Raw genomic sequence first — 19,956 nt, 5'->3', positions numbered from 1 at the left:
GAGTGTCGAACTCCAGTCTAACCGAGAGGCTCCTGACCGCATCCCGGCACGCGCGGCACACACCCCGTGCGGGAGGCCGATAGTGTTGAGGAAAACCCGATTATCGGAAGAGCCCCATGACGCGTGCAAATCAGGGGCCAGAAGTGCCCCTCAAACATGAACACCACGAGTACCACGGTCGTGGCACGGAGACCCCCCTCGAGCACATCGCGGACGCCGTCAACGTGCACGAGGACGAGGGGCTGCATAAGGGCCTCAAGGCCCGGCAGGTGCAGATGATCGCGATCGGCGGGGCCATCGGCACCGGGCTGTTCCTCGGCGCGGGCGGCCGTCTCGCCACCGCGGGCCCGTCCCTGGTGTTCGTGTACGCGATCTGCGGATTCTTTGCGTTCCTGATCCTGCGCGCCCTCGGCGAGCTGGTGCTGCACCGCCCGTCGTCGGGCTCCTTCGTCTCCTACGCCCGTGAGTTCTTCGGCGAGAAGACGGCCTTCGTCACCGGCTGGCTGTACTGGCTCAACTGGGTGATGACCGCGATCGTCGACGTCACCGCCGTGGCGCTCTACATGAACTTCTTCGCCCGGTACTGGGCGCCGTTCGGAGACGTGCCGCAGTGGCTCTACGCGCTCTTCGCCCTCGCGGTCGTGCTCTGCCTGAACCTGCTCTCGGTGAGCGTGTTCGGCGAACTGGAGTTCTGGTTCGCACTTATCAAGGTGCTCGCCATCGTCGCGTTCCTGCTGGTGGGAACGTGGATGGTCATCTTCGGCACGCCGATTCCCGGGCAGGAGGCCGGTTTCAGCCTCATCGCCGACAACGGGGGCTGGCTGCCGAACGGGGTGATCGCATCCGTCCTGGTCGTTCAGGGCGTCGTGTTCGCCTACGCGTCGATCGAGCTGGTCGGCACGACCGCCGGGGAAACGAAGAACCCGGAGAAGGTGATGCCCAAGGCCATCAACACGGTCATCGTGCGGATCGCCGTGTTCTACGTCGGCTCGATCCTGCTGTTGTCGCTGCTGCTGCCGTACACCGCGTACCAGGCCGGCGAGAGCCCGTTCGTGACATTCTTCGGCACGATCGGCATCGACGGCGTCGACGTGATCATGAACCTGGTGGTGCTCACGGCGGCCCTCTCCTCCCTCAACGCGGGCCTCTACTCGACCGGACGCATCCTGCGCTCGATGTCCCTTGCGGGCTCGGCGCCGCGATTCGCCGGCAAGGTGAGCCGCACGGGCGTGCCGTTCGGCGGCATCCTGCTCACCGGCGCGGTCACGCTGCTCGGCGTCGGCCTGAACGCGGTCGTCCCCGACGCCGCCTTCGAGATCGTGCTGAACATGGCGGCCATCGGCATCATCAGCGCCTGGGGCATGATCGTGCTCTGCCAGCTGCGCCTGCACGCCTGGTCGAAGCTGGGCATCCTCGAGCGGCCGGCATTCCGGATGTTCGGGGCCCCCTACACGGGCTACGCCAGCCTGGCCTTCCTCGTCGCGGTACTCGTGCTGATGGCCTTCGACTGGCCGGTCGGCACGCTCACGATCAGCTCGCTCGTGATCATCATCCCGCTGCTGATCGTCGGCTGGTACGCCTCGCGCGGGCGCATCCTCGAGATCGCGGCCGCCCGGGAGGGCTTCACCGGCCAGGTGCCGATCATCCCCAACCGCCCGCTCGCCGACCAGATGCGCGGCACGGACCCGACGGATGCGGGCCGGAAGGGCTAGCGGAGGGCGCCGGGGCCGGTTACCGGCCGGCGCCGGTCAGGTCACGCCCGGGTCAGGTCACGCTCAGGCCAGGTCACGCTCTGGCCAGCACCTCGTCGACGACGGCGGCCAGACCGGCTGCCGCCTGCGGGAGGTCGCTCTCGGACCGGGCCCCGGTCTCCGCCTCCACGGAGAGGGAACCGTTCCGGGCGCCGACCAGGACCGACCATTCGTCGCCGACGCGATACGCGACGGCGTAGGAGGCCTCACCGTTGGTCGTCACCTCGAGTTGCAACAGGTCCCAGGTGCGTGTCACGGCGCCGGGCCGGGTGCCCTGAACCGACGTGCAGTCCTGGAAGAGGGCCGCCTTGGCGTCGAAGGGATACGGCGGGGCGGCGGCCGGCGGCAGGCTTGTCACCCGCACTCTGATCCCGTCCAGCTTCTCCTCCCCCTGGATATCACCGTCGGCCGTGGACGCTCCGGCCTGCGAGCCCGCGTAGGCCACCTCGTCGTAGACGCACGCCTCCGATGAAGGCATCACAGCCGTGTCCCCCGGCCGGATCGTCGATCCTCCGGCCACGTCGATGGCTTTCCCGGTGGGGCCGGTGACCCCGTCCAGGAGGCCGGCCAGCTGCTCGGGCGTGAAGGCGTTGCTCGGTGGTGCGGGCACCGACGGCGCTCCGTCCCGCACCACGGCGACGATTCGCGTGGCCAGCTCGGCCAGGTCGGCGGCCGTGGCGTCGGCGTCGGCCGTCGCCACCATGCGACCCATTCCGATGGACACCGTTCCGGCCAGCGCCTGCAGGCTGACGGTGACGTCTCCCGGTTTCAGGCCGCCGGTCACCACGGTGGCGAACGTCCGATCGCCGACCGCGGGCACCTTCACGAAGTGTGCGTCCTGAGGGGTCTCGGTGCCTGATTGCGTGAGCGTGAAGGTCGAACAGGCGGAGGCCTGGTCATCCGTGCAGGCGAAGTTCGCGTTCGTCAGCTCGCCGGTCGGGGCGCTCTTCAGCAGGATCATGGTGGTGTCGGTGCCGAACGGGGTGCTGGCGGGCAACGCACCCGCCGCGAATTGCATTTTCAGCGTTTCGGGCCGGGTCAGCATGCTCTCGGGCTGGAATGCGGCACAGGCCGCGGGCTCGGCGGCGGGTCGTGGCGGAAGGTCGGCGCCGTCCTTGAAGGCGATTCTCACGCTGCCGGCGTCGCTGTAGGGGATGACGGTGTTGCCGGCGCCGTCAGCGAGCGTGGCGAGCAACGCCGTCAGCTGCGCGTCGGTGAACACCGTGCCGACGGACCCGCCGGGGTCTGCCGACGGCTGCGCTGTCCCGCCGGGACCGGCCGGGGGCGCCGTTGTTCCGCCGGCGCACCCGGCCAGCAGGAGCGCGGCCAGCGCTGCGACGCACACGAGACGGGGGCCCGGCGTTCGGCGCGGTCGGGTGCCCGGTCGAGGCCGAGCGTCCATCGGGGGGCCTCCTCCAGCTCGGTGCCCTCACCCTAGGCTTCCGCCCGCACTCCGGATAGGTCAGACGGCGCGGCGGCAGGTGACCGCGTGACTGACGATGACGAGCACGAACGCCAGCGACAGGATGCCGATGTAGGCCAGCGGCACGGCGGGCATGCCCACGGCGTTCAGCAGCGCGGCGCCCAGCAGTGCGCCGCCGCCGATGCCGGCGTTGAACGCGGTGGTGTAGATGGCGCTCGCGGTGTCACGGATGCGCCGCGAGGCTGTGCGCAGCAGTCGCGTCTGCAGCAGCGGCGGCAGCGTGCCGAAGGCCAGCCCCCACAGCACGAAGGCGCCGATGGCCACCGGCAGCGTCGACGCGAACAGGGCGAGGACGCTGACGCTGATCGCGGAGACGGCGATGCCGATCACCAGTCCCAGCTGGGGCCGAGGGCCGAACACGGTGCCGGAGAGGACCAGCCCGACCGCGCCGGCGATGCCGTACGCGAACAGGAGCGGCGCGACGGCCGCGCCGTCCACGCCCATCCCGTCGATCAGGAACGGGGCGATGTAGGTATAGAAGGTGTAGTGCCCGACCATCGTCAGGGCCGTGATCGAGCAGAGCAGGATCACGGCTGGCATCGTCGGGTCGCGGCGCGGTTCGGCGGCCGTTTCGAGGGCGGGCACGGCGGCGGGTTCCGCCGCGGCGAGCGCGGCCGCCTCGGCAGCCTCGGTCGCCTCGGTCGCCTCGGTCGCCTCGGCATCCGTGCGCCGGGCACCGTAGTGCGAGACGTGCGGCAGGAAACGCCACACGACGACGGCGCCGAGGAGCATCAGCACGGCGAGCGCGATGAACGACAGCCGCCAGCCCAGGAGGTGCCCGGCCGCCGTGGCCAGCGGAACGCCGAGCACGAACGCGAGGGTGCCGCCGGACACCGTGATCGCCACGGCCCGGCCGATCTGCTCCCGCGGCACGAGATGCGCCGCATAGGCGCCGACGACGGCCCAGAACAGGCCGTGGGCCATGCCGCCGAGGATGCGGCCGCCCACCATGAACGCGTAGTTGGGGGCGACCGCGGTGAGCACATTACTGACGGCGAGCACGACCAGCACGAGCACGATCAGGCCGTGCCGCGGCAGCCGGCGGGTCAGATGCGCCAGGGAGGTGCTCGTGAGCACCACGGTGAACGCGAACCAGGAGACCAGCAGCCCCACCTGGGCCTCGCTGACGCCGAGGGACCGGCTCATGTCCGGCAGCAGGCCGGTCGGCAGCATCTCGGAGGTCACCGACAGGAAAACGGCGGCCGCGAGGGCGATCAGCCCGACCCAGGGGAAGGGGCCGGGAGTTGACCCCGGGCGGCCCTGCCCGTCGCCGAGCGGGGGCAGGGTGATGGGCGCGGTGAATGACATGGTGGCTGTGGCTCACAGACGGGAACAGTGGCGCCCGCCGCTCTCGCGTCGCGGGGCCGGTCCGGATCGGCTGCGCGCCGACGTGCGCGCCCGGGGCCGGCATGCTGCGCCGACCACGTCCCAGCCTAGCCGACGGGTGGCCGGCGCGGCCAGAGAGGCCGGTAACCTAGTCGGATGACTTATTCTCTGTCGCCGAACCCGCGCCACCACTGGGTGATCACCCTCGTCTGCGTCGACCAGCCGGGCATCGTGCACGCGGTCAGCGGTGCCATCGTGCGCGCCAGGGGCAACATCACCGAGAGCCAGCAGTTCGCCAGTGCCGACACCGGCCGGTTCTTCATGCGCCTGCAGGTGGAGTCCCCCGCCCCGCGCGAGGAGCTCGAGCAGGAGCTCGCCCCCGTCGTCGCCCACTTCAGGATGAATTCCGCCATCGACGTGGTGGGGCGCCCGGTGCGCACCCTCGTGCTCGCGTCGACGGCGGGCAACTGCGTGAACGACATGCTGTTCCGCCAGCGCGGCGGGCAGCTCCCGATCGAGGTCCCCCTGGTGCTCAGCAACCACGGCACGCTGCGCGACCTGGTCGGGTTCTACGGGGTGCCGTTCGAGTCCCGACCGGTGACGGATGCCGCGAGCAAGGCGGCCTTCGAGGCGCGCGTGATCGAGGCACTCGACGAGCACGACATCGAGCTGGTCGTGCTCGCCCGGTACATGCAGATCCTCTCCCCCGAGCTCTGCACGCTGCTCGAGGGCCGCGCCATCAACATCCACCACTCATTCCTGCCCGGGTTCAAGGGTGCCAACCCCTACAAGCAGGCCCACGCCCGCGGCGTGAAGCTGATCGGGGCCACCGCCCACTTCGTCACCGGCGACCTCGACGAGGGCCCGATCATCGAGCAGAACGTCGTGCGCGTGGACCATTCCCGCACGCCGGCCGAACTCGTCGCCATCGGGCAGGACGAGGAGAGCCGCACCCTGACCCAGGCGGTCACCTGGTTCGCCGAGCACCGGGTTCTGCTCGACGGTGCCCGCACCATCATCTTCAAGTAGCCGCCCGCCTGCTCGGTAAGATGGGGCAAGTGACCGATACGAGCGTGAAGACCAGCCCCAACGACATCCTGCGATTCCTGCTCGAACTGTTCGCGTTCATCAGCCTCGGCATCTGGGGTTTCGCGGCGTGGCCGCTGCCGTGGCCCGGCGTCGTGGTCGGCATCGTCGCCCCGGCCTTCGCGATCCTGCTCTGGGCTCTGTTCCGCTCCCCCAAGGCCGTGTTCAAGCTCGACCCGTTCGGCAAGGCCGTGGTCGAGATCTGCGTCTTCGGAGCAGCAGCTCTGGCCTGGTGGGACCTCGGCCTCCCGCTGGTCGGTGTGATCTTCGCCGTCGTCGCCACGGTCAGCGGCGTTCTCTCCGGCCGCGCGGAACTGCGCTAACCGCCTCCGCACGGCCCGGGACCATTGGCCCTTCCGGCGACTGGCCGTTCGGAGCAAGCTCGGCGCATGAACGAGCTCGCCCCGGTTCGCCTGGCCCTGCTCAGGAAGCAGTTCGGCGAGGGCGTCGCTCTCGACGGCATCAGCCTCACCCTCGAGCTCGGTGAGGTCTTCGGCTACCTCGGACCCAACGGCGCGGGCAAGACGACCACGATCCGCCTGCTGCTGGGGGTGCTCCGTCCGACCTCCGGCCAGGCGCAGGTCTTCGGCCTGGACTCGTGGCGGCAACCGGTCGAGGTGCACCGCCTGGTCGGGTACGTTCCCGGTGAATCGGCGCTCTACGGCCGGCTCACCGGCCGGCAGAGCATCGCCTTCTTCGATCACCTGCGCGGCCGCGATGACCGGGCCGAGGCCACCGCTCTGGCCGCCCGCTTCGACGTCGACCTCGGCCGCCCGGCGCGGACGCTGTCCCGCGGTAACCGGCAGAAACTCGCGATCGTGCTGGCGGTCATGTCCGCGCCCCGGCTGCTGATCCTCGACGAACCCACCAGCGGTCTCGACCCGCTCGTGCAGCAGGAGTTCCACGCCCTGCTCGGCGAGTGCACCGGGGACGGCGGCACCGTGCTGTTCTCGTCTCACGTGCTCGGGGAGGTGCAGCGGGTCGCCGACCGGATCGGCGTCATCCGTCGCGGCCGGCTGATCGCCGTCGAGCGGCTCCAGGAGCTCCGCGCCCGGTCGCTGCACCGGATTCGGGCGAGTTTCCTGGCGGAGGTGTCGGCCGAGGATTTCGCCGGGATCCGGGGCGTGCAGGACCTCTCGATCGGCGACCGGAGCCTTCGCTGCAGCGCGCCGCAGTACGCCCTCGATGCGCTGCTGAAACAGGTGCCCGCCGGTCGGTGATCGATTTTGAATGCGCCGAAACCGACCTCGAGGAGACGTTCCTCGGCTATTACGGGCCGGGCGACACCGGCTCCGACACCGTCACCGAAACACACGGCGGTGAGACCGATGCTGGCTAGCCTGTTCACGAAGACCCTGTACGACCAGCGCCGAGGTCTGCTCGGCTGGTCGGTCTCTCTGGTGCTCCTGGTCGGCATGTATGTGGCCCTGTGGCCGAGCCTGCGCGACCAGCCGTCGATGAGCGATTTCCTGAAGCAGATGCCCGAGGCCTTCCGCTACCTGTTCGCCGCGACCGGCGCGGACATGTCGACCCCGGTCGGCTACGTGCAGGTCGAACTCCTGTCGTTCATGGGCCCGATCGCCGTGCTCGTCTACGCGATCGGCGTGGGTGTGGCCGTGATCGGCGGCGAGGAGGACCACCACACCATGGACCTCCTGCTGGCCAACCCGGTCGGCCGCACCCGGGTCGTCCTGGAGAAGTTCACCGCGCTGGCGTTGGGCACGTTCCTGCTCGCGGCGGTGACCGGGGTTTCCCTCGTGGGCCTGGGGTCGTTCGCGGACATGAACCTCCCGGCCGGTGACGTGGCCGCCGCCATGCTGCACCTGGCGCTGCTCGGCGTGGTCTTCGGCGCCCTGGCCCTGACGCTGTCGGCCTCGACCGGCAGGACCGGGCTGAGCCGCGGCATCCCGGCCGTCGTCGCGGTGGTGGCCTATGTGGTGAACGCGCTGGCGCCCCTGGTCGACTGGCTCGATCCGTTCCAGAAGCTCTCGCCGTACTACCAGTACATTGGCCACGACCCGCTCCGGGAGGGCGTGGACGGCCCCAGCGTGCTCGTGGCCGTGGCCACCGTCGCCGTGCTCCTCGGGCTCGCCGTGCTCGGGTTCCGTCGGCGGGACATCGCGGCCTGACCGGCCCGCCCCGCCCGCCCGCCCGCCCGCCCCGAGCCTTACCCAGCGCTGCCCCACCGCACCCAGCCCTGCGCCGTCTTGCCCCGCCGAGCCCCGCCGAGCCGTGATTAAAGCTCCTCAAAATTCAAAAAAACGGGGCGGAACTCACGGTTCGGCGGGTCTCGCGCGGGGCGTCAGCGGGTGTCAGGGGACGTCAGGGAGGCGGGTGCCTCGCGGCATCCGCAGGGCGGCGTAGCCGGAGGTCGCGAGGAAGAACAGGGCGCCCACGCCGAAGGCCACCGGATAGGAGACCTGGTCGGCGAGGAAGCCGGCGACGAGCGGGCCGATGATCGCGCCGAAGTCGGAGAACATCGAGAACACCGCCACCGGTCTCCCGCCGCCGGCCCCGGCCGCATCCCCGACGGCGGCCGCCGGGGCGGTGCCCATGAACGCCGAGGCCACCCCGTAGACGCAGAGCAGCCCGGTGAGAACCACGATGTCAGGCGCAAACGGGACGGCGAAGATGGTCAGCCCGGCCACCAGGAACGCCCCGATGATGGCGGGCCGGCGGCCCACCCGGTCGACGAAGCGCGACGCCGGGGCGAGCGCGATGGTCTGCGCGACGGCCGCGAAGGCGAACGCGATGCCGGTCCAAGCGGTCGGCCCGCGGAGCACCTCGACCACCAGCACGGGGATCAGCGCGTTGCGCACACCGAACGAGGTCCAGCCGGTGGAGAAGCTGGCCAGGCACGCCGCTCGGAAACGCTCGTCCTTCAGTACGGTGCGGAACGGGACTCGCGGGGCCGGTGCGGCATCCGTTTTCGGCCCCGTGCCCCGCACCGGTCGCAGCAGGACCAGGCCCAGGAACCCGGCGACGGAGAGGGTGCCCGCATAGAAGAAGAACGGTGCGGTGAGGGAGATCGTGGCGAGCAGCCCGCCGAGGGCCGGGCCGGCCATCCCGCCGAGCAGGAAACCGCCCTGGTAGAATCCGATGGCGCGGGCCCGGATCCCGGGCGCGGTGGAGCCGAGCAGCAGGGTCATCGCCGCCACGGTGAACATGGCCGAACCGATGCCGCCGGCGCCGCGCAGCAGGAGGAGCTGGGGATAGTTCTGAGCCACGCCGACCAGGCCGCTGGAGACGGCGACGATTCCGATCCCGGTGGCCAGGACGGCTCGTTCGCCGGCCCAGTCGATCATGCGCCCGGTGAAGGGACTGGACACGAAACGCATCAGGGCGAAGGCGGAGACGACGGCCCCGATTTCCAGGTTGCCGACCCCGAAGCTGCGCACGTACACGGGCAGCACCGGAACGACGACACCGAAGCCCACCATCACGAAGAAGGCGATCACGCCGAGCACGTACACCTCGCGGGACAGCCGCGGGCTCCCTCCGGGGGTCACACCGTCGGGGGTCGGGCCGCCGCGGCGGAATCGTGCACGCATTACCTCAGGTTAAGCCTTCGGCCGGTCCCGAGTCGCCGCGCGGCGCCCGAGCCTCAACTCCTCACCCGAGCCCCGCCCCCTCGATCCGGCCCCGGCCCCCCGCCCCCAACCAATTCGACGGAGATTCTGCCGAATACGGTCCGAAACAGGCTGGAATCGCGCGCTGAGATCAAAATCTCCGTCGAATTGGTTCACACGGGCTCAGCGCGCGCGGGATCCGACCGTGGCCGGCTCCCGCGCGGCGACCTGGGCCTGAACCGCGGCATCCCGGCGGCCGCCGATCGCACGCAACGCGTTGAGGATCGTCGCGAGGTCGACGAATTCCTGCAGCAGCGCACCCACTGTGGCCGGGATGAAGCCGAAGGCGGCCAGGACCATCAGCACGACACTCATCGCAATCCCCAGCCAAATGCTCTGCAGGGCGATCCGGATGGTGTCCTGCCCGATGGCGACCGCGCGGGCGGTGCGGGACAGGTCGTCGATCAGGATGACGACGTCGGCCGACTCGCTGGCGGCCGTGGCCCCCCGCGCGCCCATCGCGATCCCCACGTCGGCGACGGCCAGCACGGGTGCGTCGTTCACGCCGTCGCCGACCATGATCACCGGGCGGTTGGGGAGCGAGCGCACGGCGTCGACCTTGTCGACCGGCAGGCAGTCGGCCTGCACGCTCTCGATGCCGACGAGTTCGGCGATGTGCTCGGCCGTGGGCCGGGCGTCGCCGGTGAGCATGACGGTCTCGTGCAGGCCTAGGGCGCGGAAATCGGCCATGGTCTGCCGCGCGTTGCCGCGCGTCTTATCGCTGGCGACGATGCTGCCGGCGAAGCGGCCGTCGACGGCGAGGTAGATGGCGAGTTCGCCGCCGTCGAGGGGGGTGGCCACGGCTTCCGGTGCGTGATCCCGAACGTAGGAGAGCTTGCCGACGACGACCTCGCGGTCGCCGAGCCGCGCGACCACGCCGTGGGCGGGCACCTCGTTCGCATCCTCCGTCGCGGTGAGTTCGAGTCCGCGGGTACGGGCGGCCGCGATGACGGATGCCGCGAGCACGTGCGACGAGTATTGCTCGGCCGACGCGGCGAGGGCCAGCAACTCGTCCTGGTCGAAGCCGAGCTCCGGCAGCACCCTCGCGATGGCCGGCGTACCGTGCGTGAGGGTGCCGGTCTTGTCGAACACGACGGTCTTCGCGCGGGACAGCATCTCCAGCACGCCACCGCCCTTGACGATGATGCCGTTGCGGGCGGCGCGGCTCATGCCGCCCATGAACGCCACCGGAGCGGAGATCAGCAGCGGGCAGGGCGTAGCCACGACGAGCACCTCGGCGAACCGGGCCGGGTCGCCGCTGACGATCCAGGCGATCGCGGCGATGGTGAGCGACACGGCGGTGAACGGCACGGCGTACCGGTCGGCGAGGCGCACCACGGGCGCCTTGCTCGCGGCGGCCTCCTCGACGAGGAGGATGATCTGCTGGTACTGGCTGTCGGCCGCTGTCGCGGTGGCCCGGATGGTGGCGGCGGCCTGGCCGTTGATCGACCCGCTGAGGATCGCGTCACCGGTCCGGCGCTCGACCGGGAGGCTCTCCCCGGTGAGCGAGGATTCGTCGAAGGCCGCGCTGTCGGAGACCAGCTCGCCGTCGACGGGAACGATCTCGGCCGGCCGCACCAGCAGGAGGTCACCCGGCCGCACGTCGGTGGCCGCCACGTCCTCGACGTCGGTGACTCCGGGGCCCGCCCCTGCTGCGCCGGATCCGTTGGCGGCTGCCACGATCCGGTGGGCGATCTGCGGGGCACGCTTCAGCAGGGCGTCGAGTTCGCGTTTGGCCCGGTTGACCGCGAAATCCTCCAACGCAGCTCCACCGGTCAGCATCAGCACGATGATCATCGTCGCGACATATTCGCCGACCAGCACCGTGGCGATGATGGCCATGATCGCGAGCAGGTCGACGCCGAAGGTGCCCTGGCGCAGTCTCCTGACCATGCCGACCGCTTCGATCCCGGCGATCAGCAGGCCGTACCCGCTGAACAGCCAGCGCACCGCGTCGGCCTGGCCGAGCAGCGCCAGCACCGCGCCGATCAGGCCCAGGGCGAGGGTCGCCGCAACGAGAGGATACCGACGGACAGCAGAGGACGCAGACACCATGGTCATATTATGGTCTCGGTCGGCGGGCTTCGCCAGCAAGGAAAGGCTCCCCTGACACCCGGCGGAGCATGCAAGACGGCGACAGCCCCACCCGAAAGGGAGGGGCTGTCGCCGTCGAAGCCGCGGGCGAATTACGCCAGGCGCGTCTGCAGGTTCTCGGCGATGGCCGCGAGGAATTCCTCGGTCGTCTGGAAACCCTGTTCCGGGCCCACGAGCAGGGCGAGGTCCTTGGTCATCTTGCCGCTCTCGACGGTCTTGATCACCACGTCTTCGAGCGTGTTCGCGAATTCGGCAAGCGCCGGGTTGCCGTCCAGCTTGGCGCGGTGCGAGAGGCCCCGGGTCCAGGCGTAGATCGACGCGATCGGGTTGGTCGAGGTGGGCTTGCCCTGCTGGTGCTGACGGTAGTGGCGCGTCACGGTGCCGTGCGCGGCCTCGGCCTCGACGACCTTGCCGTCGGGGGTGGAGAGCACGCTGGTCATCAGGCCCAGCGAGCCGAAGCCCTGGGCAACGGTGTCGGACTGCACGTCGCCGTCGTAGTTCTTGCAGGCCCAGACGTAGCCGCCCTCCCACTTCATGGCCGAGGCGACCATGTCGTCGATCAGGCGGTGCTCGTAGGTCAGGCCGGCCGCGTCGTAGCGGGCCTTGAAGTCGGCGTCGAAGATCTCCTGGAAGATGTCCTTGAAACGGCCGTCGTACGCCTTGAGAATCGTGTTCTTGGTCGACAGGTAGACCGGGTACTTGCGCTCGAGGCCGTAGTTGAGCGAGGCACGGGCGAAGTCGCGGATGGAGTTGTCGAGGTTGTACATTCCCATCGCGACGCCGCTGCCGGGCGCCTGGAAGACCTCGAATGACTGGGGCTCGCCGCCATCCTTCGGGGTGAAGGTCATGCTGAGCGTGCCTTCGCCCTCGAACCGGAAGTTCGTCGCCTTGTACTGGTCGCCGAACGCGTGGCGGCCGATGATGATGGGCTTGTTCCAGCCCGGCACGAGACGCGGGATGTTCGAGATGATGATCGGCTCACGGAAGATCGTGCCGCCGAGAATGTTGCGGATGGTGCCGTTGGGCGACGCCCACATCTTCTTGAGGCCGAATTCCTCGACCCGGGCCTCATCGGGGGTGATGGTCGCGCATTTGACGCCGACGCCGTGCTTCTGGATGGCGTGGGCCGAGTCGATCGTGATCTGGTCGTCGGTCTCGTCGCGCTTCTGGATCGACAGGTCGTAATATTCGAGGTCGATATCGAGGTACGGGTGGATCAAGGTTTCCTTGATCGCATGCCAGATGATGCGGGTCATCTCATCTCCGTCGAGCTCGACGACAGTGCCTTCAACCTTGATCTTCGCCAATGAAATCTCCTCAGACTTTTGCGGGGGCCTAATGGCCACGTCAATCCTAGTCGAGGGGTTCAATTATCTTGACATCGAGATAGTTTTCGGTCCGGCCCTGCCCGGCAGCGGCCGCCGATGCTCGGCCGAAAACCCGACTACCTCACCTCGTCTGCCGCAGGTTAGCCTGTTCACATGGGTGAACTACGACTGGAAGAACTGTCCGCACGCAACATCGTTGCGGCCAACAACCTGAGCCTGAAGCCGGGCCAGGAACAATTCATCGCTCCGGTCTCCTACGCGGTCGCGGCATCCGTTATCAATCCGGCCACCGCCTGGCAGCGGGTCGTGCTCCTGGACGGTGAGGTCGCCGGGTTCATCCACGGCAACTTCGACCCCGATTCCGAGCACGAGGAGTTCCGGGCCTGCCTCTGGCGCATCAACGTCGACGCGAATGCGCAGGGCCGCGGGGTGGGCAAGTTCGCCGCCGACGCGCTGGCCGAGGAGGCCCGCAAGCGGGGCTTCAAGCGCATCACGGTGATCTGGGAGCCGGGCGAGGGCGGCCCGGAGACGTTCTTCCACCGGATCGGGTTCACGGATGTCGGTGAGACGGTCTACGGCGAGGTCATCGGCGCGATGCAGCTGTAGTCCAGGGCCGACGTGGCTGCACCATCGGGTGGCGAGTTCGTCGAGCATGTGTGCTCCATCGTCGCTTCGATTCCGCCCGGGCGGGTGATGACGTACGGCGACGTCGCCGCCGTGCTCGGCTCCCGCGGCGCCCGCGCCGTCGGCCAGATCATGGCGCGGTACGGCACAGACCTGCCCTGGTGGCGGGTGATCCGCTCCGGCGGCCACCCGCCGGCCGGGCACGAGGACCGCGCGCTCCCGCATTACCGGGACGAGGGCACACCACTTCGCGACCTGCCGGAGAGCTACCGGATCGACTACCCGGCGGCGCGGTGGAGCCACGGCTGAAGGTTGGATTCCGGTCACCCGCAACCCCTTGTTCGGGCTGGGTCAGGGATGTTACCGTTCCTCATGCCCAGCGAATCGACCTCCACTGACCCCCTTGCCTCCGACCCGGGCCTCTACCGGGTTCTGCTCGAAAACGACCGCGTGCGCGTGCTCGAGTTCCTGGACGCCCCCGGCGACCAGACCCATCCTCACGTGCATCCCGACAGCGTGATGATCACCCTCAGCTCCTATTCCCGGCGGCTGTCGTCGGAGGGCCGCGAGATCGACGTCGAGCTGCCCGCCGGCGAGACACGGTGGCTCCCGGCCCAGGAACACACCGGCCTGAACATCGGTTCCACGCCCACGCACGCGATCTTCGTGGAGCTCAAACAGGCCCCCGTCACGCCGCCGGAGCCCGGCCACCAACCGCTCGGCCCGGCCGCCCGCCCGCTGGCCCCCCGTCCCCTGACCGGCACACCGCTCTCCGACGCCTCGAGCGACGAAGAGAAGGCGTGGGGATTCGCCTAGCGCCGCTCCTCCTGCGGGTTCCCTTCCCGTCGCGCGGGACTAACCTGCGGCTATGACGAACGACCCGGCGGCCACCAATCCCGGTCTCTACCGGGTGATCCTGGAGAACGAGCGCGTGCGCGTGCTCGAGTACCTCGACGCCCCCGGAGACCAGACGACTCCGCACGCGCACCCGGACTCAGTGATGATCACGCTGAGCGCGTTCTCCCGGCACCTGGAGTCGGACGGCCGGGAGGTCGACGTCGACATTCCCGCCGGGGTCGCGCGGTGGCTGCCCGGGCAGCACCATTCCGGGCGGAACACCCGCCCCACGCCGACGCACACGATCTTCGTCGATCTGAAGGAGCCGCCGGCCGCGCCGACGGCTCCTTCACCCCGCGAGCCGCTGGGCCCGCGGCCGGGCTAGCCCGTCCCGGCGACCCGCACCGCGCATCCGTCGTGGCGCACCCTGTGCGCGCGGGCGCAGGTTCTACCCTGCGCCCGCGACTCGAACCTGCGCCGCGAGCGGGCTCGGCGAGCGGGCTTGGCGGGCGGGCGCCGCGGGCGGGCGCCGCAGCCCGTCTCTAGACCAGCGACTCCCGCCACGCGGCGTGCAGTTGCGCGAACCGCCCGGTGCCGGAGATCAGGTCGGCGGGGGTGCCGTCCTCCACGATGCGCCCGTGCTCCATCACGAGCACCCGGTCCGCGATCGCCACCGTCGACAGGCGGTGGGCGATGATCACGGCCGTGCGGTCTGACAGGAGCGTCTGCAGCGCCTGCTGCACCAGTCGCTCGCTCGGGATGTCCAGGCTCGAGGTGGCCTCGTCGAGGATGAGCACGGCCGGGTCGGCCAGGAACGCCCGCGCGAACGAGATCAGCTGACGCTGCCCGGCGGACACACGCCCGCCGCGCTTGTTCACGTCGGTGTCGTACCCGTTGGGCAGTCCCTCGATGAACTCGTGCGCCCCGACCGCCCGAGCTGCCGCCACGATCTCGGCCGGCGTGGCATCCGGCTTGCCGATCGAGATGTTGTCGGCGACCGACCCGCTGAACAGGTAGGCCTCCTGGGTGACCATGACGATCGCCCGGCGAAGGTCCTTGGGGTGCAGGTCGCGCAGGTCGACGCTGTCGAGGGCGACCCGGCCCTCGGTCGGGTCGTAGAAGCGGGCCATCAGCTTGGCCAGGGTCGACTTGCCGGCCCCGGTCGAGCCCACCAGGGCGATGGTCTCCCCCGCCGGGATGGCCAGGTCGAAGCGGGGCAGGATGACGCGGTCGCTCTGGTACTCGAACTGCACACCCTCGAACGAGACCGCGCCCTTCGCCGCCCAGAGGTCGACCGGCGTGGCCGGGTCGGGCACACCGGGGTGTTCCTCGAGCACCCCGGAGATCTTTTCGAGCGCGGCCTGGGCCGCCTGGTAGGAGTTGTAGAACATCGCCATCTCCTCCATCGGGTCGAAGAATCGCCGGGTGTACAGCAGCGCCGCGAGGAGCGCGCCGATGGCGAGCTGCCCGTCGACGACGCGGAACCCGCCGACCAGGAGCACGACCGCGACGGCCACGTTGCCGATCAGGACCAGGCCGGGGTCGAAGATGCCGAACAGCTGGATCACCCGCCCGTTGACCTTGCGGTAGTCCTCGACGAGTTCGCCGAACACGGCCTCGTTGCGCTTCTCCGCCCGGAAGGCCTTGACCGCACGGATGCCGGTCATGGTCTCCACGAACCGCACGATCAGGCTCGCCGAGGCCACCCGGGACTGCCGGAACAGCGTCTGCGAGCGCAGCTGGAACCAGCGCGTGAGCGCCAGCAGGGGCACCAGCGCGCCGAGCAGTACGAGGCCGCTGGTGCCGTCGAGCGCGAACAGGGCGATCCCGGTGAACACCATGTAGAGCAGGCCCTGCACGAGCTGGTTGATGCCCGAGTCCAGCAGCTCGCGGATCGCGTCGAGGTCGCTGGTCTGGCGGGAGATGATGCGGCCCGAGGTGTAGGACTCGTGGAATTCGAGGCTCAGCCGCTGCGTGTGCAGGAACACCCGTTTGCGCAGGTCGATCAGCACGGCCTGGCTGATCCGCGCCGACATGATCGTGTACCAGGCGATCAGCAGGGCACCGAGGACGCCCGTGCCGAGGTAGAGCACCCCGGTCGCGGCGAGCGGCACCCAGTCCTGTTCCATCAGCGCGGGCAGACCCAGGTCGATCCCGTACGCGATCAGGGCCGGCCCGGCCACCTGCGCGGCCGTGGAGGCGACCACGATCAGCATCGCCGCGATCACCGGCCAGCGCACGGGGCTCAGCAGCGACCCGAGCAGCCGCAGCGACCGGGTCCGGATCTGCTTGCTCTCCGCGGCGGTGAAGGTGCTGCGGTCTTCTCCTTCGACTCCGGTGACACTCATCGTGCCACCTCCTCTCGCAGTGACTCTCGTCGCTCTTCGTCTTCCAGGCTCGAGATCACGAACTTGTAGTGTTCGCTCTCGCGGAGCAGGTCGGAGTGCCGGCCCACCGCCGTGATGCGCCCGTTCTCGAGCAGGGCCACCCGGTCGGCCAGCATCACCGTCGACGGCCGGTGCGCCACGATCAGCGCCGTGGTGGAGGACAGCACCTCGCGCAGGGCGGCTTCGACGAGGGCCTCCGTGTCCACGTCCAGCGCAGACAGGGGGTCGTCGAGCACGAGCACTGCGGGCCGTGCCGCCACGGCCCGGGCGAGCGCGATCCGCTGCCGCTGGCCGCCGGAGAGGCTCATCCCCTCCTCGCCGACGAGCGTATCGACGCCCTGCGGGAGGTCGTGGGCGAAACCCGCCTGGGCGACCTGCAGGGCCTGCTCGAGCGCGGCATCCGCTTCAATCGAGCGTTCGGACCACTCGGGCCGGCCGAGCAGCACGTTATCGCGCACGGATGCCGAGAACAGCGTCGCATCCTCGAACGCCATCGACAGGTGGCGCCGCAGTTCCTCGCGGCCGAGGTCGCGCACGTCGACGCCGTCGAGGGTCACCGCGCCCTCGGTCACGTCGTAGAGGCGGGTGGTGAGCGCCGTCAGGGTGGACTTGCCGCAGCCGGTCAGACCCACCAGGGCCATGGTCTCCCCCGGTTCCAGCACCAGGTCGACGCCGTCGAGCAGGTCGAGGAAGCGGGCGGGCGAATCCGGGTAGCGGAAGTGCACGTTCGTGAACGCGAGGCGTCCGCGGGGCCGGTCGATCGTGACCGGATGCTCCGGGTCGGTGATCGAGTTCGGCGCGTCGAGCACGTCGAAGAACCGGTCGGTCGCGGTGCGGGTGTCGAAGGTCATCGACAGTAGGAAGCCGATCGATTCGACCGGCCAGCGCAGCACCGTCGCAGTGGCGAAGAAGGCCACCAGTGACCCCACGCTCAGCTCATTCTGGCTCGCCAGCCAGACGCCGGCCACCAGGCAGAGGGCGAAGGCGACGTCGGGCGCCATCAGCAGCCAGAGCCAGATGCCGGCGATCGCGCGGGCCTTCTCGATTTCGGTGCCACGCAGGCTCTCGGCCTGCACGGAGAAGTTCTTCAGCGCGAATTTCCCGCGCCCGAACGCCTTGAGCACACGGATGCCGTGCACCGACTCCTCGACGGCCGTCGCGAGGTCGCCGGCCTGGTCCTGGCTTCGGCGGGCGACGGCGGAATACTTGCCCTCGAACAGGTAGCCGACCACCCAGAGCGGCACGGAGCAGACGAGGAAGATGACCCCGAGGACCCAGTTCATCGAGACCAGGATGACGGCGCCGATCAGGATCGTCACCACGTTGACCACGAGGAGAACAAGGCCGAACGAGATCCACCGGCGGATCAGGTTCAGGTCGCTGACCATGCGGGACAGCAGCTGCCCGCTCGGCCACTTGTCGTGGAAGGAGACCGGCAGGTCCTGCAGCCGCGCGTAGAGCGCGTTCCGCATTCTCGCCTCAATGTGAGTTCCGGGGCCGAGCACGAACCAGCGCCGTAGCGCGATCAGCACCGCCTCGATCACGCCGAGGCCGAGGATGAGGAGCACGGCCGGCCAGATCTGGCCGGCTTCCTGCCGGGACAGTGTGCCGTCGACGAGGCGCTGCAGCACCTGCGGTATGGCGAGGGCGACGAGGGCTGCGAGCAGGGCGGCGAGCATGCCGAGGGCGAGCCGCGGCACCGCCGGACGGGCGAACGGGTACAGGCGCAGCATCACCTGGAGAGTGTTCTGGCGCGCGGGGCCGGGGCCAGCCGCGGGATCGGGCGGATGGGTGTGGTCTGTGAGCGTGGTCACGAAAGAGTCCTGAACGGTACGTGGAGAACTGAACGGCGCCGGGGGGGCGTCGCAGAATGCCGACGAGACGGGATCGAGTCGGCGAGGGGGAGGCCGGAGCCTCCCGGTGCGGCAGCGTTACTGCCGGCCTGCGGCCCGTGGGGCGGCTGGCGGTGTTCGGTGTCGGCCGGTGTTGGCCGGTGTTGGCGGTGCTCGGCGTTCTGGTGCGCGCTAGGCGGTGCGACGGAACGGGGCGGATGCGCCAATGCGGGCGCCGTCGTTCGCAAACGTTGCGAGCGTGAACGGTGCTGTCTTGGTCATGTCGGCCTCCTGAGCGCGTCGTGTCTGAACTGTGCCCCCCTGATCAGGCAGCCTTTCAGGATATGTTCCCTGGTCGCCCCGCGCAAGACCTAATTCGGGATTCGACGGGGCGGGACACCGTGCCGCCCGCTCGGGGCACCCGCAGGCTCAGCGAACCCAGCAGGCTCAGGGCACCCCGCAGGCTCAGCGCACCCGCACGCTCAGGCAGGTGACGCAGCCTTCGAGCTTCTCGAACTCGGAGATGTCGACCGTGACCACCCGGTAGCCGTGGGCGGCGAACAGCTGGGCCGAGCGCGGCGCTGCGCTCGACATGAGCACGGTGTGGTCGTCGAGCACGACCACGGCGGTGCCCTCGGGCTCGGGAACGGGCAGGAAGCTCGGGAACACGCTCGGGTCGTCGACGAGCGGCGGGTAGCCGATCACGGTGCCGTCCGGCAGCGCGGTGACCGCGGTCTTCAGGTGCAGCACCTTCGTGACCGGCACGGCGAGCACCGTGTAGCCGGCCGGAGCCAGGATCTCGCGCAGCTGCGCGATCCCCGCGTCGTTGGTGCGCAGGCTGCGCCCCACGTAGACGGTGCGGCCGACCTTGAGCACGTCGCCGCCGTCGAGGGTTCCGGGCAGCTCGAGGCGGTGCACCGGCAGGCCGAGGGCGCGCACGGCCGTCTCCGCGGCCACGGTCTCGCCGCGGCGGCTCGGAGCGCCCGGGCTGGCCACGACGGCGAGATTGCCGAAGAGGATGACCGCGTCCTCGATGAAGACGGAGTCCGGCAGGTGCAGGGCCGGCTCGACCTCGATTGTGTCCCAGCCCTCGTCGGCCAGCGCCGCCAGGTAGCCGCGCCACTGCTCGACCGCCAGGGCCAGGTCGATCGGGCTGCGCTCGATGTGCGTCAGCTGCCCCTCGGCCAGGTTGAGTGCGGGCCGGCGCACCAGCGCGCGCCGCCTGGCCGGCGCCCCGACGGATGCGTCCGCGTGCGAAGTCTCGGTTTCCATCCCGCCAGTGTAGAGCCCGGCCGTCCCGTCCCCTCGTCCCGCCCCTTCCCGCTTACCCCCTTCGCGCTCGCGCCGCCGCGCTTGCGCCGCCGCGCCTCCCGCTTCCCAAGAGTGCCCGTTCCGGTCGAGAGTGCCCGGTACTGCGGTCACTCTCGACCGGAACGGGCACTCTCACTGGCCCGGGTGGGCGAGCGCGGGTTGTGCGCCGCTCCGCGCGTGGCGTGCCACCCGCGTAACGGCGCAGCACGCGGGGCGCAGCACGCGGGGCGGGGGCCGGGCGACGCGGGTGCGGGCGACGTCGGCGGGG

General features: G+C 70.0%; 18 protein-coding genes. 10 read left to right on the top strand and 8 right to left on the bottom strand.

Annotated features, from left to right (window positions below):
• Positions 1–116 precede the first annotated feature (116 nt).
• Positions 117–1,712 (top strand): amino acid permease, encoded by a 1,596-nt coding sequence (locus tag E3T42_RS16015; protein ID WP_134365728.1) that lies wholly within the window; start codon positions 117–119, stop codon positions 1,710–1,712.
• Positions 1,713–1,785: 73 nt separating this feature from the next.
• On the opposite strand, the gene E3T42_RS16010 is transcribed toward E3T42_RS16015, so the two are convergent.
• Both E3T42_RS16010 and E3T42_RS16005 read right to left on the bottom strand, forming a co-directional pair.
• Entirely contained in the window at positions 1,786–3,153 is a 1,368-nt protein-coding gene (locus tag E3T42_RS16010; protein WP_134403379.1) for a hypothetical protein, read from the bottom strand.
• Positions 3,154–3,213: 60 nt separating this feature from the next.
• Positions 3,214–4,542, bottom strand: a complete 1,329-nt coding sequence (locus tag E3T42_RS16005; RefSeq protein WP_134403378.1) for an MFS transporter — start codon at positions 4,540–4,542, stop codon at positions 3,214–3,216.
• A 174-nt stretch (positions 4,543–4,716) separates the two neighbouring features.
• Here E3T42_RS16005 and purU point away from each other — a divergent pair, with 174 nt between their 5' ends.
• From purU to E3T42_RS15985, 5 genes are all read left to right on the top strand, one after another.
• Positions 4,717–5,589 carry a formyltetrahydrofolate deformylase gene (purU, locus tag E3T42_RS16000; protein ID WP_134403377.1) on the top strand — a complete coding sequence of 291 codons (873 nt, stop codon included), beginning with the start codon at positions 4,717–4,719 and terminating at the stop codon, positions 5,587–5,589.
• Between the two features lie 29 nt (positions 5,590–5,618).
• The gene (locus E3T42_RS15995) at positions 5,619–5,969 is read left to right on the top strand and encodes a YrdB family protein (protein WP_241976258.1); all 351 of its coding nucleotides are present in this window, start codon (positions 5,619–5,621) and stop codon (positions 5,967–5,969) included.
• Between the two features lie 66 nt (positions 5,970–6,035).
• Positions 6,036–6,866: an ABC transporter ATP-binding protein gene (locus E3T42_RS15990; RefSeq protein ID WP_241976256.1), complete on the top strand. Its 831-nt coding sequence runs from the start codon at positions 6,036–6,038 to the stop codon at positions 6,864–6,866.
• Positions 6,863–6,985, top strand: a complete 123-nt coding sequence (locus E3T42_RS17475) for a hypothetical protein (protein WP_255572622.1) — start codon at positions 6,863–6,865, stop codon at positions 6,983–6,985. The genes E3T42_RS15990 and E3T42_RS17475 overlap by 4 nt, the downstream gene beginning before the upstream one ends.
• Positions 6,975–7,775 carry an ABC transporter permease subunit gene (locus tag E3T42_RS15985; RefSeq protein ID WP_134403376.1) on the top strand — a complete coding sequence of 267 codons (801 nt, stop codon included), beginning with the start codon at positions 6,975–6,977 and terminating at the stop codon, positions 7,773–7,775. Before E3T42_RS17475 ends, E3T42_RS15985 begins: the two co-directional genes overlap by 11 nt.
• Before the next feature lie 183 nt (positions 7,776–7,958).
• Here the strand turns inward: E3T42_RS15985 and E3T42_RS15980 are convergent, their stop codons facing one another.
• The 3 genes from E3T42_RS15980 to E3T42_RS15970 form a co-directional block, all read right to left on the bottom strand.
• On the bottom strand, positions 7,959–9,197 hold the full coding sequence (locus tag E3T42_RS15980; protein ID WP_134365722.1) for an MFS transporter: 1,239 nt from the start codon (positions 9,195–9,197) through the stop codon (positions 7,959–7,961).
• A gap of 201 nt (positions 9,198–9,398) precedes the next feature.
• On the bottom strand, positions 9,399–11,330 hold the full coding sequence (locus E3T42_RS15975; RefSeq protein ID WP_134403375.1) for a heavy metal translocating P-type ATPase: 1,932 nt from the start codon (positions 11,328–11,330) through the stop codon (positions 9,399–9,401).
• 131 nt (positions 11,331–11,461) lie between these two features.
• Positions 11,462–12,676: an NADP-dependent isocitrate dehydrogenase gene (locus tag E3T42_RS15970; RefSeq protein WP_134365720.1), complete on the bottom strand. Its 1,215-nt coding sequence runs from the start codon at positions 12,674–12,676 to the stop codon at positions 11,462–11,464.
• Between the two features lie 174 nt (positions 12,677–12,850).
• On the opposite strand from E3T42_RS15970, the gene E3T42_RS15965 reads away from it, so the two are divergent.
• From E3T42_RS15965 to E3T42_RS15950, 4 genes are all read left to right on the top strand, one after another.
• Complete coding sequence (locus tag E3T42_RS15965; protein WP_134403374.1) at positions 12,851–13,303, top strand: GNAT family N-acetyltransferase; 453 nt, start codon at positions 12,851–12,853, stop codon at positions 13,301–13,303.
• A gap of 12 nt (positions 13,304–13,315) precedes the next feature.
• Positions 13,316–13,630, top strand: coding sequence for an MGMT family protein (locus tag E3T42_RS15960; RefSeq protein WP_134403373.1), 315 nt, complete (start codon positions 13,316–13,318; stop codon positions 13,628–13,630).
• A 63-nt stretch (positions 13,631–13,693) separates the two neighbouring features.
• Positions 13,694–14,137, top strand: coding sequence for a cytoplasmic protein (locus tag E3T42_RS15955; protein ID WP_198415971.1), 444 nt, complete (start codon positions 13,694–13,696; stop codon positions 14,135–14,137).
• Between the two features lie 52 nt (positions 14,138–14,189).
• Positions 14,190–14,543: a cytoplasmic protein gene (locus E3T42_RS15950; RefSeq protein ID WP_134365717.1), complete on the top strand. Its 354-nt coding sequence runs from the start codon at positions 14,190–14,192 to the stop codon at positions 14,541–14,543.
• Between the two features lie 157 nt (positions 14,544–14,700).
• Here E3T42_RS15950 and E3T42_RS15945 read toward each other — a convergent pair whose 3' ends face one another.
• The 3 genes from E3T42_RS15945 to ddaH form a co-directional block, all read right to left on the bottom strand.
• Positions 14,701–16,506, bottom strand: a complete 1,806-nt coding sequence (locus E3T42_RS15945; protein ID WP_134365716.1) for an ABC transporter ATP-binding protein — start codon at positions 16,504–16,506, stop codon at positions 14,701–14,703.
• Positions 16,503–18,278 carry an ABC transporter ATP-binding protein gene (locus tag E3T42_RS15940; protein WP_134403394.1) on the bottom strand — a complete coding sequence of 592 codons (1,776 nt, stop codon included), beginning with the start codon at positions 18,276–18,278 and terminating at the stop codon, positions 16,503–16,505. Before E3T42_RS15940 ends, E3T42_RS15945 begins: the two co-directional genes overlap by 4 nt.
• Positions 18,279–18,842: 564 nt before the next feature.
• The gene (gene ddaH / locus E3T42_RS15935; protein WP_134365715.1) at positions 18,843–19,649 is read right to left on the bottom strand and encodes a dimethylargininase; all 807 of its coding nucleotides are present in this window, start codon (positions 19,647–19,649) and stop codon (positions 18,843–18,845) included.
• Between the last annotated feature and the right edge of the window lie 307 nt (positions 19,650–19,956).

The organism is Cryobacterium sp. TMT4-10 (assembly GCF_004403275.1).
GTDB lineage: Bacteria > Actinomycetota > Actinomycetes > Actinomycetales > Microbacteriaceae > Cryobacterium > Cryobacterium shii.
This window is presented reverse-complemented; position numbering and strand designations above follow the sequence as displayed.

Excerpts from the sequence above, each read along its gene's own strand:
- E3T42_RS15940 (WP_134403394.1), bottom strand. The coding sequence starts at position 18,278 with ATGCTGCGCCTGTACCCGTTCGCCCGTCCGGCGGTGCCGCGGCTCGCC.
- E3T42_RS15950 (WP_134365717.1), top strand. The coding sequence starts at position 14,190 with ATGACGAACGACCCGGCGGCCACCAATCCCGGTCTCTACCGGGTGATC.
- E3T42_RS15955 (WP_198415971.1), top strand. The coding sequence starts at position 13,694 with ATGCCCAGCGAATCGACCTCCACTGACCCCCTTGCCTCCGACCCGGGC.
- E3T42_RS16010 (WP_134403379.1), bottom strand. The coding sequence starts at position 3,153 with ATGGACGCTCGGCCTCGACCGGGCACCCGACCGCGCCGAACGCCGGGC.
- E3T42_RS15945 (WP_134365716.1), bottom strand. The coding sequence starts at position 16,506 with ATGAGTGTCACCGGAGTCGAAGGAGAAGACCGCAGCACCTTCACCGCC.
- E3T42_RS15980 (WP_134365722.1), bottom strand. The coding sequence starts at position 9,197 with ATGCGTGCACGATTCCGCCGCGGCGGCCCGACCCCCGACGGTGTGACC.
- E3T42_RS16015 (WP_134365728.1), top strand. The coding sequence starts at position 117 with ATGACGCGTGCAAATCAGGGGCCAGAAGTGCCCCTCAAACATGAACAC.
- E3T42_RS15990 (WP_241976256.1), top strand. The coding sequence starts at position 6,036 with ATGAACGAGCTCGCCCCGGTTCGCCTGGCCCTGCTCAGGAAGCAGTTC.
- E3T42_RS15975 (WP_134403375.1), bottom strand. The coding sequence starts at position 11,330 with ATGGTGTCTGCGTCCTCTGCTGTCCGTCGGTATCCTCTCGTTGCGGCG.
- purU (WP_134403377.1), top strand. The coding sequence starts at position 4,717 with ATGACTTATTCTCTGTCGCCGAACCCGCGCCACCACTGGGTGATCACC.
- E3T42_RS16005 (WP_134403378.1), bottom strand. The coding sequence starts at position 4,542 with ATGTCATTCACCGCGCCCATCACCCTGCCCCCGCTCGGCGACGGGCAG.
- E3T42_RS15965 (WP_134403374.1), top strand. The coding sequence starts at position 12,851 with ATGGGTGAACTACGACTGGAAGAACTGTCCGCACGCAACATCGTTGCG.
- ddaH (WP_134365715.1), bottom strand. The coding sequence starts at position 19,649 with ATGGAAACCGAGACTTCGCACGCGGACGCATCCGTCGGGGCGCCGGCC.
- E3T42_RS15985 (WP_134403376.1), top strand. The coding sequence starts at position 6,975 with ATGCTGGCTAGCCTGTTCACGAAGACCCTGTACGACCAGCGCCGAGGT.